General features: G+C 69.4%; 14 protein-coding genes. 6 read left to right on the forward strand and 8 right to left on the reverse strand.

Annotated features, from left to right (window positions below):
- Positions 1-9: 9 nt before the first annotated feature.
- From HUT06_RS01325 to HUT06_RS01335, 3 genes are all read right to left on the reverse strand, one after another.
- The gene (locus HUT06_RS01325; protein WP_176194008.1) at positions 10-2,190 is read right to left on the reverse strand and encodes a hypothetical protein; all 2,181 of its coding nucleotides are present in this window, start codon (positions 2,188-2,190) and stop codon (positions 10-12) included.
- A gap of 131 nt (positions 2,191-2,321) precedes the next feature.
- Entirely contained in the window at positions 2,322-3,017 is a 696-nt protein-coding gene (locus HUT06_RS01330; RefSeq protein WP_254714912.1) for a hypothetical protein, read from the reverse strand.
- 2 nt (positions 3,018-3,019) lie between these two features.
- Complete coding sequence (locus HUT06_RS01335) at positions 3,020-4,042, reverse strand: hypothetical protein (RefSeq protein ID WP_217711139.1); 1,023 nt, start codon at positions 4,040-4,042, stop codon at positions 3,020-3,022.
- Positions 4,043-4,265: 223 nt separating this feature from the next.
- Between HUT06_RS01335 and HUT06_RS01340 the strand changes: the two genes are divergently transcribed.
- The 3 genes from HUT06_RS01340 (at position 4,266) to HUT06_RS01350 (ending at position 6,429) form a co-directional block, all read left to right on the forward strand.
- Positions 4,266-4,904 carry a sulfotransferase family protein gene (locus HUT06_RS01340; RefSeq protein WP_176194009.1) on the forward strand — a complete coding sequence of 213 codons (639 nt, stop codon included), beginning with the start codon at positions 4,266-4,268 and terminating at the stop codon, positions 4,902-4,904.
- A 99-nt stretch (positions 4,905-5,003) separates the two neighbouring features.
- Positions 5,004-5,399: a MerR family transcriptional regulator gene (locus HUT06_RS01345; protein ID WP_176194010.1), complete on the forward strand. Its 396-nt coding sequence runs from the start codon at positions 5,004-5,006 to the stop codon at positions 5,397-5,399.
- A 106-nt stretch (positions 5,400-5,505) separates the two neighbouring features.
- Positions 5,506-6,429, forward strand: coding sequence for an NADP-dependent oxidoreductase (locus tag HUT06_RS01350; RefSeq protein WP_176194011.1), 924 nt, complete (start codon positions 5,506-5,508; stop codon positions 6,427-6,429).
- Between the two features lie 97 nt (positions 6,430-6,526).
- Here the strand turns inward: HUT06_RS01350 and HUT06_RS44275 are convergent, their stop codons facing one another.
- Positions 6,527-7,813, reverse strand: a complete 1,287-nt coding sequence (locus HUT06_RS44275; RefSeq protein WP_254714913.1) for an RICIN domain-containing protein — start codon at positions 7,811-7,813, stop codon at positions 6,527-6,529.
- Between the two features lie 125 nt (positions 7,814-7,938).
- Positions 7,939-9,357, reverse strand: a complete 1,419-nt coding sequence (locus HUT06_RS01360) for an endo-1,4-beta-xylanase (RefSeq protein ID WP_176194013.1) — start codon at positions 9,355-9,357, stop codon at positions 7,939-7,941.
- Between the two features lie 357 nt (positions 9,358-9,714).
- Between HUT06_RS01360 and HUT06_RS01365 the strand changes: the two genes are divergently transcribed.
- Together HUT06_RS01365 and HUT06_RS01370 are read left to right on the forward strand one after the other, a co-directional pair.
- On the forward strand, positions 9,715-11,163 hold the full coding sequence (locus HUT06_RS01365; RefSeq protein ID WP_217711140.1) for a non-reducing end alpha-L-arabinofuranosidase family hydrolase: 1,449 nt from the start codon (positions 9,715-9,717) through the stop codon (positions 11,161-11,163).
- Positions 11,164-11,297: 134 nt separating this feature from the next.
- The gene (locus tag HUT06_RS01370; RefSeq protein WP_176194015.1) at positions 11,298-12,323 is read left to right on the forward strand and encodes an aldo/keto reductase; all 1,026 of its coding nucleotides are present in this window, start codon (positions 11,298-11,300) and stop codon (positions 12,321-12,323) included.
- Positions 12,324-12,386: 63 nt separating this feature from the next.
- Here the strand turns inward: HUT06_RS01370 and HUT06_RS01375 are convergent, their stop codons facing one another.
- Positions 12,387-12,926 carry a hypothetical protein gene (locus HUT06_RS01375; protein ID WP_176194016.1) on the reverse strand — a complete coding sequence of 180 codons (540 nt, stop codon included), beginning with the start codon at positions 12,924-12,926 and terminating at the stop codon, positions 12,387-12,389.
- Between the two features lie 160 nt (positions 12,927-13,086).
- On the opposite strand from HUT06_RS01375, the gene HUT06_RS01380 reads away from it, so the two are divergent.
- Positions 13,087-13,515, forward strand: a complete 429-nt coding sequence (locus HUT06_RS01380; RefSeq protein WP_176194017.1) for a hypothetical protein — start codon at positions 13,087-13,089, stop codon at positions 13,513-13,515.
- Between the two features lie 153 nt (positions 13,516-13,668).
- Here HUT06_RS01380 and HUT06_RS01385 read toward each other — a convergent pair whose 3' ends face one another.
- Both HUT06_RS01385 and HUT06_RS01390 read right to left on the reverse strand, forming a co-directional pair.
- Positions 13,669-14,685 (reverse strand): CU044_5270 family protein, encoded by a 1,017-nt coding sequence (locus tag HUT06_RS01385; RefSeq protein WP_176194018.1) that lies wholly within the window; start codon positions 14,683-14,685, stop codon positions 13,669-13,671.
- 2 nt (positions 14,686-14,687) lie between these two features.
- Complete coding sequence (locus HUT06_RS01390) at positions 14,688-15,260, reverse strand: RNA polymerase sigma factor (protein ID WP_254714914.1); 573 nt, start codon at positions 15,258-15,260, stop codon at positions 14,688-14,690.
- Between the last annotated feature and the right edge of the window lie 304 nt (positions 15,261-15,564).

Here is a 15,564-nt window from a genome sequence, read left to right on the forward strand (position 1 = left end):
CTGGCCAACCTACCGTCTACGCGTAAGGCCGGCGGCGGGGTGCATCTCTTCCAATGACCAGGTGCCGTGGCCGCCGGTGACTTGGAGGAGGGTGTGGGAGTGGAGGTGGATTTTTGTGTCGCCGTCTGGGAGGGCGAGTGTGCGAACAGGCGTCAGATCGGCATTGAGGTGCAGGAGGCCGAAGGCGTCCCCGCTGCGGAAAAGCACTGGCCCCGGCGGGCCCAGGTAGCGCACTACTGCGGGCTGGTTCCCTGTTAGAGAGTGCTCGAACGGACGGACGTGGCCGGTGGGCGGCGCAGTGCTGTCGTCGGCCTGTTCCAAGGGCGTCACGTCGATTCGCCATTCCGCCGCCCCGGCGGTTTTCACCTGGAGTATTGCCTGTGCCGGGACGGCGAATGTGCTTCGGCTCGGCACTGGTTCGTCCCCCGGTGACGGGCTGGGCATGGCGGCGGTGGATACGACTGGATCGCAGCCATGCAGTACGGCGAGATCCGGCCCGCGCAGGTAAACCTGAATGGCTTGCCCGTCCGGGCACGTCACGACGGCGATTCCGGCCGGGCCCTGGTAGTTGAGCACTTCGGGGCCGCTGCCCGTGGTCGAGCGGGTGAAGCCGCGTGCGCGTTCCGGTCCGCTGATCGTGACCGTCCACCGGCCCTCGGACTCGACGTGCAGGAACCTCTTCGTGAGCGCTTTGCCGGATACCAGCCGGTCGTCCAGGACGGTCGTGGCGGGCGGGACGGTCATAGCGGGCGGGGCGGTCGTGGCGGATGGGGCTCCGGGGCCGCACTCCACGACCGGCGTCCCCCGGCCGAACTCGGTGCGTCGAAGCCAGGCCCGCAGCGTTCCGGAACCCTCGTTCCCGAACTCGGCCAGCACCGGCCGGGGCAGCCGTCCCTTGATCTTGATGCGCGCACCGCCGACGCCACGGTGTGTCCGTACCGTCCCGTCGTGGGCGTGACCGATCGGCGCCGCCTCAGGCGGCTGGGCCGTCCGGCCCTCTGCCAGCCAGCGGTCGAGGTCGGCGGCCACCCGCCGCGGATCCTTCACGCGAAGGCACAACCAGCGGACCAGATATCCCCGCTGAGGCATGCTCGTCTGCGGATTCATATTCCGCATGGTCAACATGACCCAAAACCAGTTCCCCCACCGCAGCCGTCGCGAGGGGAGGGAGATCTCGTCCCGCATCCGCAGGACGAGATTGAGTTCTTCCCTAAAGGGCGTCAACCGGGTCACGTGCTCCTCGTCCCGGCCCCGCCGCGGCTCGTCACCGTAGTGAATCGCCGCAATCTCGGTGCGCGGGATCCGCAGCACCTTCCACAGCAGCAATGCGTCCCAGATGACGAGTTCGTCGTCGGTCACCCACATCCGCGGCCGGGCCAGCACCAGCCTGAACGTCTGGACCACGACGCCCGCAACGGCGATCGCGAAGAGCGGCGCCCACGAGGCCGCGACCAACTCGGCCACGGTGGTCTGCTTGTTGAACTCGGCCCAGAACAGGCCGAACAGCAGCAGCAACGCCACCAGCGTGAGCAGGCCGGTCACCCCGGCCAGAGTCCGCTCCCCAGACCTGGCGATCTTCATCCTCATCGCGGACGAGCCTGGCCGCGCCGACCAGACCCACCGGTCGCGGTCGGCGAGGCGGCGCAGTGCGGAGGATTCCCCGTGTTCCCTCGCCGCCCGTTTGCGCGACGCGGGGGAGGCTCGTGTCCAGTAGACGCCCCACAGCACCATGCCGTTCAGCCATATCCCGAGGCCGCCGGTAATGGCGCCGATGAATCCGGCGGCGATCGCCTCTCCCCACTCCGGCGACCCGCCCTTCATATGGACGAACTCCCCTGAGCCGACGTCGAGGGCGGGAATCGCTTCCCCGACGTGAATGGAACGGCCGCCGTCCCCTCTCAGCGCGACTCTCCCGAGGGAGAACTCGAAGAAGTCGCCGGTCGTGAACGTGCCGTACCAGGTGCATCCGCCTCGTCCGCACGACTGCGATTCCGCCGTGAACGTGCCCGGAATCCCCTCGCCTCTCGCGGCGTGCCTGGTGGCCGTGGTCTCTTCCACGATGGCACCGAAGACGAAGGGCCAGATCATCAGCAGCCCGACGCCCAGCAGGAGCCGGGTGAAGGCAAAGCGCCCGAGGTTGGTGGGGCCGTACCTCTTCGAGGCCCGCTCGACCTCGCGTTCTCCGCTCATCACCGTCCCGTCCAGACCGCCGCCGGGGCCCGAGCCGGACGGCACCTTCGCGGAACCAAGGATCACATGGCGGGACAGGTAGATCGAATGCGCGGACGACGCCGCTGCGCGTCATCGCCGGTCATCGCCGGTCATCGCCGGCCGGGGCCGCGCCAGTACTGCTGCTTGCCCTTGTCGCGGACGACGATGCCGATCCGGGCCAGCTCGCGGCGCAGTTCCTTGACGGAGTCGTCGGAATCCGAGGACTTCATGGCCGCCGCGCGGGCCGCGAGCAGCGCGTTCGCCAGGTCGGGCAGTTCCGGGGTCTGGGGAGCCCAGATCCGGAACTCGTCCTCGTACGGGTCGCCGTCCACCCAGGCGTAGCCGTGCCGGCCGAAGGCCGCGGCCAGCCGCCGGGCGTTGAGATCGCACTTCTCCCGGGCGATCTCCTCGCCCTGGGGCCCGAGCAGCACCAGCCGGTCCTTCTCCCGGAAGACGTGGCCGATCTGTTCGCGGGCGATCTCCTGGACGCGGCCCGCCCGCTTGAGGATCACCCGCTCGCCGGAAAGGGTGACCGAGACCTGCTCCAGTGAGTCGAAGAAGATCAGGGCGGCCCCCGCGAGCGCCCCCAGGGCGATCAGCCCGATGGTGAGCCACGGCTCGGGGACGGAGGTGAGCAGCTCGGCGGGGCCCTGCATCGGTGCCCACTTCAGGCCCACCAGCCAGTTCGCGAGCGGATCGAGCAGCCAGCCGACCCCGGCCAGCAGCACGGCCGCCGCCGCGTACAGCGCCCCCTGGGCCCAAGCGGACCGGGCCAGCGTGGTGGAGACATCCGGGTGCGATCGCATGCTCAGGAACTCCCTACCTGCACGAGGGTCTGGTCGGAACGGCGTAGCCGATGGTCGATGAAGGCCAGGAGGAGCAGCACACTCAGCAGCAGGACGGCGTTCACGGTGTACTTGACCGGATACGACGTCTCGCCGAGCGGCTCGACGACGAAGGCCAGCGCCGAGTTGACCACGAGCGCTGCTCCACTGGCCGCCAGGACGTGCCGGTGGTTCCAGTCGCGGCGACCGGAGAACCGCAGCAGGCATCCTGCCGCGAGAGTGAGGGCGAGCGCCGCCATCGCCACTCCCGTCCAGGACGCGGGTGCCAACTGGTGGGTGCCCCACAGCACCACGGCGCCGCACCCCACCGACCACGGCGGCGGAACCCGTCCCGGTACGCGCGCGCGCCGGCGGGGAAGGACGAAGGCGGCGATTACCAGCAGTACGGCGATCGCCGCGGTGGTGCCCAGTTGCGCCGGGCTCGCCATGAAGTCCTTGGTGTGCTCGTTGAAGATGATCGCCGCGCCCAGCGCGTACAGGACGACCATCGTCGTGATGCCGGCCCGTCCCAGCCATGGGCGTTTCGCGTAGCGCGGCGTGCACGCCTCGATGACCGCGATGGGCGCGCCGAAACTCCAGATCACGTGGCCGGCGACGAAGCTCAGCAGGTATTTGGCGCTGAGGCCCAGGTCCGGGATGTGGGTCGGCAGCCGGTCGCGGTCCCAGGACGGCTCGTCCACGAAGTCCGGATTGAACAGGCTCTGGTCGATCAGCCCCGCCTGGACGAGCCCGAACGCCGCGCTCAGCAGCACGATCGTCGGCCACCCCCGCCCGGTGCGGCGGGCGGCCTCGCGGATCAGTACCGCGACGGTCCCGTACAGCGGGGCGAGGATGAGCAGCCCGCCGAGCAGCTCCAGCGGACGCCCGATGATCTGGTCGTAGCCGATGAGGTATTCGGCGCAGATCGGCGACAGCAGGAGCAGCGCCACCACCAGGGCGATCCGGCGCGGGAGCGGAGGCGGCGGGCCGGGGACTTCCACGTTCATGATCTCGAAGCTAGAGGCCCGCCTCCGCGCCGACAGTCGTCCAAAGGCGACCATCGGCCGCTCAAAGGTCGCTACTTGGACACGCTTTGGTAGCCGCGTCGCGTCCCATCAGGCGGCGGTCGCGCCACAGGTGCGCGTGCACAGGGGAATGCCCGCGGTCTTACGGTTACGCTACGGAGTACCTAACTTCAGTCAGTGAACAGGTCAGCCCTGGAGGGCACTGTTGCTTGAGGTCATCGGCGCCGGGTTCGGCCGCACCGGGACGCTGTCGCTGCGCGCCGCACTGGAGCGCCTCGGGTTCGGGCCCTGCCACCACATGTTCGCCCTGCTGGAACGTCCCGAGCAGGTCCCGCTGTGGGAACAGGCCGCCGAGAACGGCAGCGCGGACTGGGACGCCGTGTACCGGGGCTACCGTTCCACCGTCGACTGGCCGGGCGCCGCGTTCTGGCGACAGCTGACCGACCGCTACCCGCACGCCAAGGTGGTCCTCACCGTCCGCGACCCCGAACGCTGGTACCGCAGCGCCCACGACAGCATCTACCAATCCCACCTGAGCCCTCTGGACAGCTTGCCGCCGGCGGCCGCCCGGATGCGGCGGGCCGCCGACCAGATCGTCTGGAAGGGGGTGCTCGGCGGCCGCTTCGCCGACAAGGATCACGCGATCGCGGCCTTCACCGAGCACAACGACGAGGTCCGCCGCCGCCTGCCGTCCGACCGGCTGCTGGAGTTCGACGTCGGCCAAGGCTGGGAGCCGCTCTGCGCCTTTCTCCAGGTCCCCGTTCCCGCCGAGCCCTTCCCGCGTCTCAACGACCGCGCCGATTTCCCCGCCCAACTCCACCGACGTGCCCAAGACCTCACCTAGCCGGGCAACGACGGTGACCTGTACCGGCGGCGGCGCATCCTGGACGCCGGAGGCCGCTCCCCAGACGATTCGCCTTGCCGCGCGCGTAGGCTCGCAGAAATGCGGATCGGTGAACTGTCCAGACGTACCGGCGTAAGTCCGCGCTCACTGCGGTACTACGAAGAGCAGGGCCTCCTGGCCAGCTCGCGCTCCGAAGCCGGGCAGCGCCACTACTCCGATGCCGAAGTCGAGCGCGTGGCCCTCATCCGGCGACTGTTCGACGCGGGCATGTCCAGCCGGGTGATCACGACCGTGCTCCCGTGCGTGGAGACCCCCGGCGACCAGGACGTCGTCGAACGGGCCTTCGCCGTGATGACGCGCGAGCGCGACCGGATCGACGCCGACATCGCGCGCCTGATCGAGACCCGGGACGCGCTCGACGAGCTGATCACGGCGAACAGCAGGCATCAGGCGGAGCTGTCCAGCGCCCGGGAACCGGTGGCACGGCCGGCCTGATCCCGTGACCTGCGTCTCAACCGGTTGCCCCTGACATCGATGTGAGGGGTGACGATGGCCGCGGAGCCCGGAACCACCGGGCCGGTCACACGGGAGGCGACGGAGCATGGGGCAGGCATGGGGATTCGGCGGGCATGGCGGGCCCGAGGTGCAGGAGCTCTTCGAGCGTCCCAACCCCGTCCCCGAGCGCGGTGAGGTGCTGATCCGGGTCGGCGTCGCCGGCGTGAACCCCCTCGATCACCTCCTGCGCTCGGGCCTGGTCCCCGGACTCGACGGAGGACGTCCGTTTCCCCGCGTGCTGGGCATGGAGGCGGCGGGAACCGTCCTCGCCCTGGGCGCGGACGTCGACGGCCTCGATGTCGGTGACGCGGTCTTCGGCTTCGCGCTCACCGGCGGCGGCACCTACGCCGAGACGACGGTTCTGTCCGCGTCGAACACCGCGCGCATCCCGGCGGGGCTGTCCGCGACCGTGGCGGCGACACTGCCCGTGGCGGGGACGACCGCGGTGGACGTGCTCGACCAGCTCGATCTCCCGTCCGGTGCAGCGATCCTGGTCAACGGGGTCGGGGGCGGGGTCGGCCTCGCCGTCGCCCGCCTGGCCGCCGAACGCGGCCTGCACGTGACCGGCACCGGGAGCGCCGCGAAGCGCGACCACGCCGAGGCCATCGGGGTGCGGTTCATCGACTACGCCGCCGAGGACGTCGCCGCCGGGGCCCGCGAGCGGGTCCCGGACGGCTTCGACGGGATCGTCGACCTGGTCGGAGGCGCCTCGCTGCGGGCGGTCGCGCCCCTGGCCCGGCGCCCCCGCGACGTCATCGCCGTGGGCGACGCGTCCGTGCACGATCTCGGCGGCCGGTTCGTCGAGCGCCGCCTCGACCGCGAGAACCTGGAGCGGTCCGCCCGGCTGGCCCTCGCCGGAACCCTCGCACCCGTGATCAGCGCGATCCATCCGCTCGCCGAGGCCCCGGCCGCCCTCGCCACCGTCGAGAACGGCCACGCCGCAGGCAAGGTCGTCATCAAGGTGTCCTGAAAAGCCGTCATCCCCGACCGGCGGAGTGGAGCCGGGACGTCCCGGCTCCACTCCGCCGCGCACTCGTGTCACTGGAACTGTGCTCACTGGAACTTGCTCACTGGAACTGTGCGAAGAACCTCCAGATCTCTCCCTTGGTCCAGGTGGCGACGCCGCTCTCGTTGGGGGAGCCGTCGACCGGGCCCGGTATGTGGTCTCCGTCGAATGCGGCCCATTGGACGGGGTATCCGGCGCGGCAGCCCGCGTAGGCGGTGGTGATGTGCGTCCGGCTGCCCGGGGCCGGCTCGCGCGGGCTCTGGGGAGTGCAGCCGTTGTTGGCGACGAACTTGTCGCGCAGCGACCGTCCTTGCGCGATGTTGAGGACGGAGTCGCTGATGCCGTGGATTCCGAAATAGGCGATGGGTTGAGTGCCGCCACTGCACCCGCTGATCTGCGCGCCCGAGAGGACCGCGACGGCCCGGAAGACGTTCGCCCGGGCGCAGGCGAGGGCGTAGCTCATGCCGCCGCCCCAGCTGAAGCCCGTGGCGAAGCGCTGCGCCGGGTTGACGCAGAGGCCGCCCTCGATTCGCCGGATCATGTCGTCGACGAAGGTGACGTCCTCACCGCCCGAATTGGCCCAGCCGTTCCCGAGGCCCTGAGGGGCGACGAGGATCGCGCTGTCGTTCGACTGCTCCTGCTGGCCGTAATAGGACCAGGCGCTCCCGCTCGTCCCACCCGAGGCGACGTCGTTGGCGGTGCCGCCCCGCCAGTGGAATGCGAAGATCAGCCGGTAGGGGTGGTCGCTGTCGTAATTGGACGGAACCCGGAGGATGAAGCTGCGGCTCTTGCCGCTGCTCTGGATCGTGTACGTGCCGCTTGTGAGCGTCGGAGCGCTCCCGCATCCGCCATCGCCGCCGCCATCGGACGACAGTTTGACCATTTCCCACTGCTGATTGGCGCCACCCCAGTCGGTGTACTGGACGACGTTGCCGCCATCGGCGGTCGAGCCGCCCTGCACCTCCACGGCCTTGCCACTGCTCCGGCTGATCAGCCGGACGTGGCCCGCGTCGGAGTCGGCCAAGCGGAACTGCTGGTTGGTCCCGTTGTGGTCGGCCCACTGCTGGATCGCGGCGCCGTCGGCCGTCGAGGCGCCGGCCACGTCGAGCACCTTGCCCGAATGCCTGGCCTTCAGCCGGTAGAAGCCGCCGCCGGAGTCCACGAACTGCCATTGCTGATTGGCTCCGTCATGGCGCGTCCATTGGGTGACACGCGCGCCGTCACCGGTGGACGCGCCGTACACGTCCAGCGCCTTGCCGCTGTTGCGATTGACCAGGACGTACCAGGCGTTGGTGTCCACCGTCGCCGCGTCCGCAGGCGTCGTGTTCACCGCGACGAGCATGCCCATCGTGAGCACCGTGGCCAGTGCGGCGGCGACCCGGGACCGCAGGCGACGCCTCGGCGGAGGAGTGCGGGTTGGCGGAGGAGGAGCGGGCGGAGCCGCGCCGTAGCTCTTCATCGATTCACCCCGGTTCAGGTGCGCGTCCAGCGCTGGTTGTCGCCGTTCCAGCAGGAGTAGAGCTGGATCGGGGTGCCGTTGCCGGAGCCGGCGGCGTCGAGGCAGAGGCCGGATTGGACGCCGACGATGGATCCGTCGGAGTTGAGGCGCCATTTCTGGTTGTCGCCGCCCCAGCAGCTGTAGATCTGGACTTTGGTGCCGTTGCCGGTTCCGGCGGCGTCCAGGCACTTGTTGCCGTAGACCCTGAGCTCACCCGCGTCGGTGTAGGTCCACTGCTGGTTGGTGCCGCCGTGGCAGTCCCACAGTTGGAGCTGGGTGCCGTCAGTTGTGCCGGCATTGGGCACGTCCAGGCAGCGGCCAGAACCGACACCCTTGATCGTCCCGGAACCGTCGGTCGGAGGCTCGGAGGTGCCGCCGTTGAGCGCGTTGAGGACGGAGGAGTAGGCGGCCTTCTTGCTGCCGTTGCCGTCGAAGAGCAGCGGCGTTTGCTCCGAGCGCCAGGAGTCGGTGTCGCGCACGCCCCAAACGGTGATGCCGAGGCAGCGCGAGACGGCGAGGCAGTCGTTGGTCACGTTGGCGTAGGTCGTGGGCGAGGCGCCCTGGATGTCGAGTTCCGTGATGGCCACATCGACGCCGAGCGCGGCGAAGCTCTGCAGCGTGGTGCGGAAGTTGCTGTTGTAGGGGCTGCCGCTGTTGAAGTGGGATTGGAAGCCGACGCAGTCGATGGGCACGCCGCGCTGCTTGAAGTCGCGGACCATGGAGTACACGCCCTGGGTCTTGGCCCAGGTCCAGTTCTCGATGTTGTAGTCGTTGTAGCAGAGCTTGGCGGACGGGTCGGCGGCGCGGGCGGTGCGGAACGCGACCTCGATCCAGTCGTTGCCGGTGCGCTGCAGGTTGGAGTCGCGGCGGCCTCCCGAGTTGCCGTCGGCGAAGGCCTCGTTCACGACGTCCCACTGGACGATCTTGCCCTTGTAGTGGGCCATGACGCCGTTGATGTGGTCGATCATCGCCTGCCGCAGACTGCTGCCGCTGAGGCTCTGCATCCAGCCGGGCTGCTGGGAGTGCCAGGCCAGGGTGTGGCCGCGTACCTGCTTGCCGTTCTGGACGGCCCAGTTGTAGACGCGGTCGCCGGCGGAGAAGTTGAACTGGCCGCGCTGGGGTTCGGTGGCGTCGATCTTCATCTCGTTCTCGGCGGTCACCATGTTGAACTCGCGGCTCGCGATCGTGGTGTACGCCGAGTCGTTGAGCCGGCCCGAGGCGATGGCGGTGCCGAAGTAGCGGCCGCTCTGCGCCGCCGCGGCGCCCAGCGTGCTCTCGGCGGCGGAGGCCGGAGACGGTGCCGTCAGAACGGCGGCAGCGGTGAGCACCCCGAGGGCGCCCGCGAAGAGGGCCCGCTTGCGGATCCCGGGCCTGGACATGGCGTTCGTATGCACGTCTGTTCCTCCATGAATGAAAGGAAGGGGGAGCACGGACACAGCCGTGCGACAGACGCCGCGTTCCATCACGGGAACGCACACACCACCGGGGCGTCGCGTTCAGTGTGTGAGCCGGCTCAACTTTCGTCAATGGTTTCAAAATCTTTCATGGCGGGTTTTCAGTCGTCGGCCTGTGTGCGCGATCTGCCAGGAAGGCGACGCGCGAAACATTTCGAAGGATGAGGGGGCTTGACGAGTTGCGCGGCTCGTTATTTACTCCGGCGCACCACCACCTCCCCCAATCGCCGATGGAGAAGAGGTCTCGTCCGACCAGGAATGTTAGCGCTAACATCAATGCAGAAAGGGAAGAAGTCCATGCTGAGGACCGGTGCAGCAGTGCTGGCATCGCTCCTGCTGTCGGTGCTCCTGTGCGTGACCGGCACACAGGCCGCGCAAGCCGCGACAGTGGACGTGAACAAGTGGTACGTCCTGGTCAACCGCAACAGCGGCAAGGCCCTGGACGTCTACAACCTGGCGACCAACGACGGCGCCCGCATCACCCAGTGGACCAGGAACGACCAGAACCAGCAGCAGTGGCAGTTCGTCGACTCCGGCGGCGGCTACTACCGCCTCAAGTCCCGCCACTCCGGCAAGGTGCTGGACGTCTACAACTACTCCACCGCCAACGGCGGCTCGATCGTCCAGTGGACCGACCTGAACGGCACCAACCAGCAGTGGCGGCTGGCCGACAGCTCGGGAGGCTACGTCAGGTTCATCTCGCGCCACAGCAACAAGGCCCTCGAAGTGCAGGGCGGCTCCACCGCCGACGGCGCGAACATCGTCCAGTACGACGACTGGGGCGGCAGTAACCAGCAATGGCAGCTCGTCGAGGTCGGCGACGACGGCCCTGCTCCGGCGTGCGATCTGCCGTCGTCCTACCGCTGGACGTCAACGGGCCCGCTGGCGCAACCCAGGTCGGGATGGGTCTCGCTCAAGGACTTCACCGTCGCCCCCTACAACGGCCGGCATCTCGTCTACGCGACGACCCACGACACGGGCACGCGCTGGGGTTCGATGAACTTCGGCCTGTTCGGCGACTGGTCGCAGATGGCCTCGGCCAGTCAGAACGCGATGTCGAACAGCACCGTCGCGCCCACCCTCTTCTACTTCGCGCCGAAGAATATCTGGGTGCTCGCCTACCAGTGGGGCGGGACGGCGTTCTCCTACCGGACGTCCAGCGACCCCACCAACCCGAACGGCTGGTCGTCCGAGCAGACGCTCTTCTCCGGAAGTATCTCGGGCTCGGGAACCGGCCCCATCGACCAGACGCTCATCGGCGACGGCACGAACATGTACCTCTTCTTCGCCGGTGACAACGGCAAGATCTACCGGGCCAGCATGCCGATCGGGAACTTCCCGGGCAGTTTCGGCGCGAGCTCGACAGTGGTCATGAGCGACTCGACCAACAACCTGTTCGAGGCCGTGCAGGTCTACAAGCTCAAGGACCAGAACCGCTACCTCATGCTCGTCGAGGCGATCGGCTCGCAGGGCCGCTACTTCCGCTCGTTCACGTCCACCAGCCTGAACGGTTCATGGACGCCGCAGGCCGCGACCGAGGGCAACCCCTTCGCCGGCAAGGCCAACAGCGGAGCCACCTGGACCAACGACATCAGCCACGGCGAACTGATCCGCGCCGGCGCCGACCAGACCTTCACCGTCGATCCCTGCAATCTCCAGCTGCTCTACCAGGGGCGCAGCCCCAACTCCGGCGGCGACTACGGCCTCTGGCCCTACCGGCCGGGCCTGCTGACCCTGCAGCGCTGACGCCGCGGCTTGCTCAACCGGAAAGGCTTTCCGTATAGTCTCCGGTGTTACCGGAAAGCTTTTCCGCTTAGCGTGGCGGCCGGCCGGCATCCGTGCGGTGCCGGCCGGCCCGAGCGCCAGCACAGGGAGAGAACATGCGCTACCGCACCCTCGGCCGGACCGGCATCCAGGTCAGCCCCTACGCCCTCGGCACGCTGATGTTCGCCACCGCCATGGGCAACGCCCCCGAGGACTCGGCCCGGATCATCCACAAGGCGCTGGACGCCGGCATCAACGTCGTCGACACCGCCGACGCCTACGGCGACTCCGAGGAGGTCGTCGGCAAGGCCCTGGAGGGGCGCCGGGACGACGTCGTCCTCGCCACCAAGTTCAGCCGTCCGACCGGGAAGGACCAGGACCCCAACCGCCGGGGCGCATCCCGGCGCTGGATCGTCACCGCGGTGGAGAACTCACTGCGGCGCCTTCGGACCGACCACATCGACCTTTACCAACTCCACCACCCCGACCCGTCCACCGACATCGAGGAGACCCTGTCCGCGCTCACGGACCTGATCGCCAGCGGCAAGGTCCGCGCGATCGGCGCGTCGCACACGCCCGCGTCCGGCATCGTCGAGGCCCAGTGGGCCGCCGAGCGGCGCGGCCTCGCCCGCTTCCACACCGAGCAACCGGCCTACTCCATCCTCAACCGGGGCATCGAACGCGAACTCCTGCCCGTCACCCAGCACTTCGGCATGGGCACCCTGGTCTGGGGCCCGCTCGGCCAAGGGCTGCTCACCGGCCGCGTCCGCCAGGGCCAGGACAACACCCTGCGGCGTGCCGGCCTGTTCCACCACCTCAACGACGAGTCCCGGCTGGACGCGGTCGAAAAGCTCATCCCCCTGGCTGCCGAGGCGGGCCTGCCCATGACCCACCTGGCGATGGCGTTCACCATCGCCCACCCCGGCGTCACCAGCGCACTGATCGGCGTACGCACCATGGAGCACCTCGACGGCCTGCTCAGCGGCCTGGACGTCACCCTCACCGACGACATCCTCGACCGCATCGACGAGATCGTCCCGCCCGGCACCGACGTCGGCACCCTCGACCAGGCCTACCAGCCCCCGGCCCTGACGGACGCACCCCTGCGCCGCCGCCCACCGACCGCACGGGCGGCGGCATGAAGAAACCGAGACCTCGCTACGGGACGGACTACGGCCCGCATCCGCACTGCTCGTCGAGGCCCCTCACCCCGAGGCTTCGGAAACCAGTTCGTGGAGTTCGGCGGCCGATTCTGGGGTCAGCCGGTAGAAGCCCTGCAAGCTGACCGAGCGTTCGAGACGTCCGTCCTCGGTGACGTACTTGAGCGTGCGCGTCTTGCCTCGCGCGTTCCGCCAGGTGAGGCGGGAGAGAAGATCGCCGGGCACCGGAAGGTCGAACCGGATGGGCGTGGCGTCGACATGGATCGGCGCGGCTCCGCAGCCGTAGGCGCCGAGCATGGCCCACTCCTCATGACCCGGGCAGGACGAGTCCTGCCAGTGTGTTGGGGTGGGTCCGCAGCACTCACCGCGACTGAGATCCATGATGCGCATGCGGCTGACCACGTGGACGACGTAGCGGTTGACGTGGAGCGCGTACACGTCGTCACCGGGCTGGGCACCCGTCCACGCCGGCAGCGACTGGTGACCGCCGCTGAACGCGACCGGCGGCTGCTCGCCCTCGCGACCATGCTTGCGAAGGGCGCGGCACGTGTCGTGAGTCCACATGAGGGTGAAGGCGTCCGGCATGGAGTGAGCCTAGGGATGGACACCGACAAAGAAGCCCCGGCGAGAGTGAACCGCTGAAGGCCGCCAGGCCGTGTCCCCTCCCCATCCGGCACCTGAACTGCTGTCCGTTCTTCCCGGTCAGGGCGGATATGATCCTCCGGGACGAAATGAGCGAGGTCGGATGCCCACGCACGAATGGACCCTCGCCCCAGACCCCTACGGTCGGGGCGGGCGGGACACGAACAAGAAGGCGCTCATCATCGCCGTGGCCATCATGGGCGTCGCCGGCCTGGTCGCTGTGCTCGCCTTCCTGCTCCCGGGCCTGTCCGGGGAGGGAACAGCCCAGGTCGGCCCGAAGTCCTACAACGCCCAAGTCGAATGCCAGGTGAACACGGTCGACGGTGTCGGGACCGTCACCATCAACGGCACCATCACGGGTGACGCCTCCCGTTACAAGGTGACCGTCGAGGTGCTCGATGCCGCGAGCAGGCAGAGCATCGGCGAGACGACGTTCGACGTCCGCGACACCACGACGTTCAGCGGCACGACAGCGGCGCAGGCCCCCGTGGGGCCGAAGGGCATCGACTGCCGCATCACCAAGGTGGCCTGACCAACCCGGCTCCCGCTGGCCTGCGCACGCCCGTTGAACGGGGCCGGAGGATCGATCAGTTCGCGTCCTGTCTGGACGGCCGCGATCACGCGGCCGTCCAGACCCGGTTCACCAGCTCCTACGCCCGTCCTCCTAGGCCACACGCGTGGACGGTCAGGGAAGGGTGGGGATCCTCGGGGCGCTGTCGGTCCAGCCGGCCTGGAGGTACAGCGCCTTGTCGACCTTGCCGGGGACATTGGGAGAGGTGCGCGACGTGCTCAGCACGAAGGAGGACTCCGGATCGATGACCAGGGTGTCGGCCACTTCGCGCAGGACCCGCACGTGCAGCCCGACCCCCTTGCGTCCGCGCTCGTCAGTGACCGCGCCCATGGTCGTGACCCCGGGCATGGCGGCGAGCATCCGGTAGGTGGCGGCGCGAACCTTCGGGGGTGCGGGGACGAAGCTGAGCAGGTCGGTCGCGCAGTTCTTCACGACCTCGTCCGGGGTCCTCCCCGCGGTGGGGTGGTCGCGCGGGATCGCCCGCTTCAGCGCGCTCCTCAGCTCGCCGGGGTCGGTCGGCAGCGCCTGGACCTGCCTGAACGTCATGCCCCTGTCGCAGACCGAGAAGGTCTTCCTCCCGGTGTCCTTGTCGAGCATGGGGGAGATCGGGTTCGGGTCGGGCGAGCCGGCCCGCCGGAAGGGGGCCGCGTCCTTGGGGGACATGGGCACGGGGTCGAGTCCCCGGAATCCCGTCCAGGACCGGCCGTCCGGGCGGGTCCACTGCCCGATCAGCTGGCGACCGAGCACCCAGTAGTCCCCCTGCTCGTCGTAGAAGGCGTTCGACTGGATCCTCAGGACATGCCAGTACTTGCCGCGGGCCGGTGCTGCCTCGGCGTGCTCGGCGGCGGTGAGAAGCACGGTCTTCGCCGACATCGGCTGCACGGCGGCCGGCTCATGGCCGGGATCGGGCGCACGCGGGGCCGTCCCGGACGACAGGACGACCGCCCCCGTGACGGCGGCGGCGGTGGCGGCCAGGCCGAAGCCGCTCCACAGGACGGGCCGGCGCCAGGCGCGGCGCGCGGGCCGCCCCGGCTCGCGCATCCCGTTGAGGACGCGGTGGCGGACGGTGCTCTCGGTCTCCGGCGTGGGCGGTTCGTCCAGCATCGTGGCGATCATCTGGAACTCGTCCATGGTCACAGTCCTTCCGAGTGGGCGGGCAGTACGGCGCGCAACTTCTTGCGCGCCCGGTTCAGGCGGGAGCCGACGGTGCCGTACGGGATGCCGAGGACGTCGGCGATCTCCTCGTGGGTGAGCTGGGCGAGAGCCTTGAGCAGCACGACGTCGCGGTCCTTGCGGGACAGCGCGGCGAGCGCGCGGGCCAGCGCCGGCTGGAGCCGCGCCGCGGACACCGAGGCCGCGACCCGGTCGTCGTGGCCGCCGGGGTCGCGGTCCGCACCGACCTGCGCGAGCGCCTGGTAGCGGCGGGTCTCGGTGCGGCGGTGCCGGGCGACGAGGTTGGTCGCGATGCCGAACAGCCAGGGCCGGACGGACCCGCGGGACGGGTCGAAGGCGGCCCGGCTGCGGAACGCGGCGAGAAAGGTCTCGGCCACGACGTCGTCGGCCGCCTGCGGGCCGAGGCGTCCGGCGATGTAGCGGTGGACGTCGGCGTAGTGCCGGTCGTAGACGGCGGCGAAGCGATCGCCGTCGCGGACGGACGCGGCGAGCAGTTCCGCGTCCGTCGGAGCCGTGTCGGGCGGGGCGGTCACACTGCCGCCCTTTCGGTTGGATCCGGCATGGGCACCTCCGGGTGGATGGTCGTCACTTCGTACTTCGCTCGCTTCCCGAATCACTTTCACGCGGCCCCGCTCACGCAGACGGCCAAGGGGCCGCGACATCGACAAGGCCACGTCCCCGACCGCCGCCCCCACCGCCCCGGGCCCACCATCAGCACCCCCACCCCCCTAGACGCCGTGGGCATGCTGCGGCCGTCCACAGGCCGTCCGAGGAGACGAACCAGCGGTACTGCGTCCCGGCGGGGGAACTCGCCGCATGAGGCCGCGAAGTAGGACG

The organism is Actinomadura sp. NAK00032 (assembly GCF_013364275.1).
Lineage (GTDB): Bacteria > Actinomycetota > Actinomycetes > Streptosporangiales > Streptosporangiaceae > Spirillospora.

Excerpts from the sequence above, each read along its gene's own strand:
- HUT06_RS01370 (WP_176194015.1), top strand. The coding sequence starts at position 11,298 with ATGCGCTACCGCACCCTCGGCCGGACCGGCATCCAGGTCAGCCCCTAC.
- HUT06_RS01330 (WP_254714912.1), bottom strand. The coding sequence starts at position 3,017 with ATGCGATCGCACCCGGATGTCTCCACCACGCTGGCCCGGTCCGCTTGG.
- HUT06_RS01365 (WP_217711140.1), top strand. The coding sequence starts at position 9,715 with ATGCTGAGGACCGGTGCAGCAGTGCTGGCATCGCTCCTGCTGTCGGTG.
- HUT06_RS01380 (WP_176194017.1), top strand. The coding sequence starts at position 13,087 with ATGCCCACGCACGAATGGACCCTCGCCCCAGACCCCTACGGTCGGGGC.
- HUT06_RS44275 (WP_254714913.1), bottom strand. The coding sequence starts at position 7,813 with ATGGGCATGCTCGTCGCGGTGAACACGACGCCTGCGGACGCGGCGACG.
- HUT06_RS01350 (WP_176194011.1), top strand. The coding sequence starts at position 5,506 with ATGGGGCAGGCATGGGGATTCGGCGGGCATGGCGGGCCCGAGGTGCAG.
- HUT06_RS01385 (WP_176194018.1), bottom strand. The coding sequence starts at position 14,685 with ATGGACGAGTTCCAGATGATCGCCACGATGCTGGACGAACCGCCCACG.
- HUT06_RS01375 (WP_176194016.1), bottom strand. The coding sequence starts at position 12,926 with ATGCCGGACGCCTTCACCCTCATGTGGACTCACGACACGTGCCGCGCC.
- HUT06_RS01345 (WP_176194010.1), top strand. The coding sequence starts at position 5,004 with ATGCGGATCGGTGAACTGTCCAGACGTACCGGCGTAAGTCCGCGCTCA.
- HUT06_RS01335 (WP_217711139.1), bottom strand. The coding sequence starts at position 4,042 with ATGAACGTGGAAGTCCCCGGCCCGCCGCCTCCGCTCCCGCGCCGGATC.
- HUT06_RS01325 (WP_176194008.1), bottom strand. The coding sequence starts at position 2,190 with ATGAGCGGAGAACGCGAGGTCGAGCGGGCCTCGAAGAGGTACGGCCCC.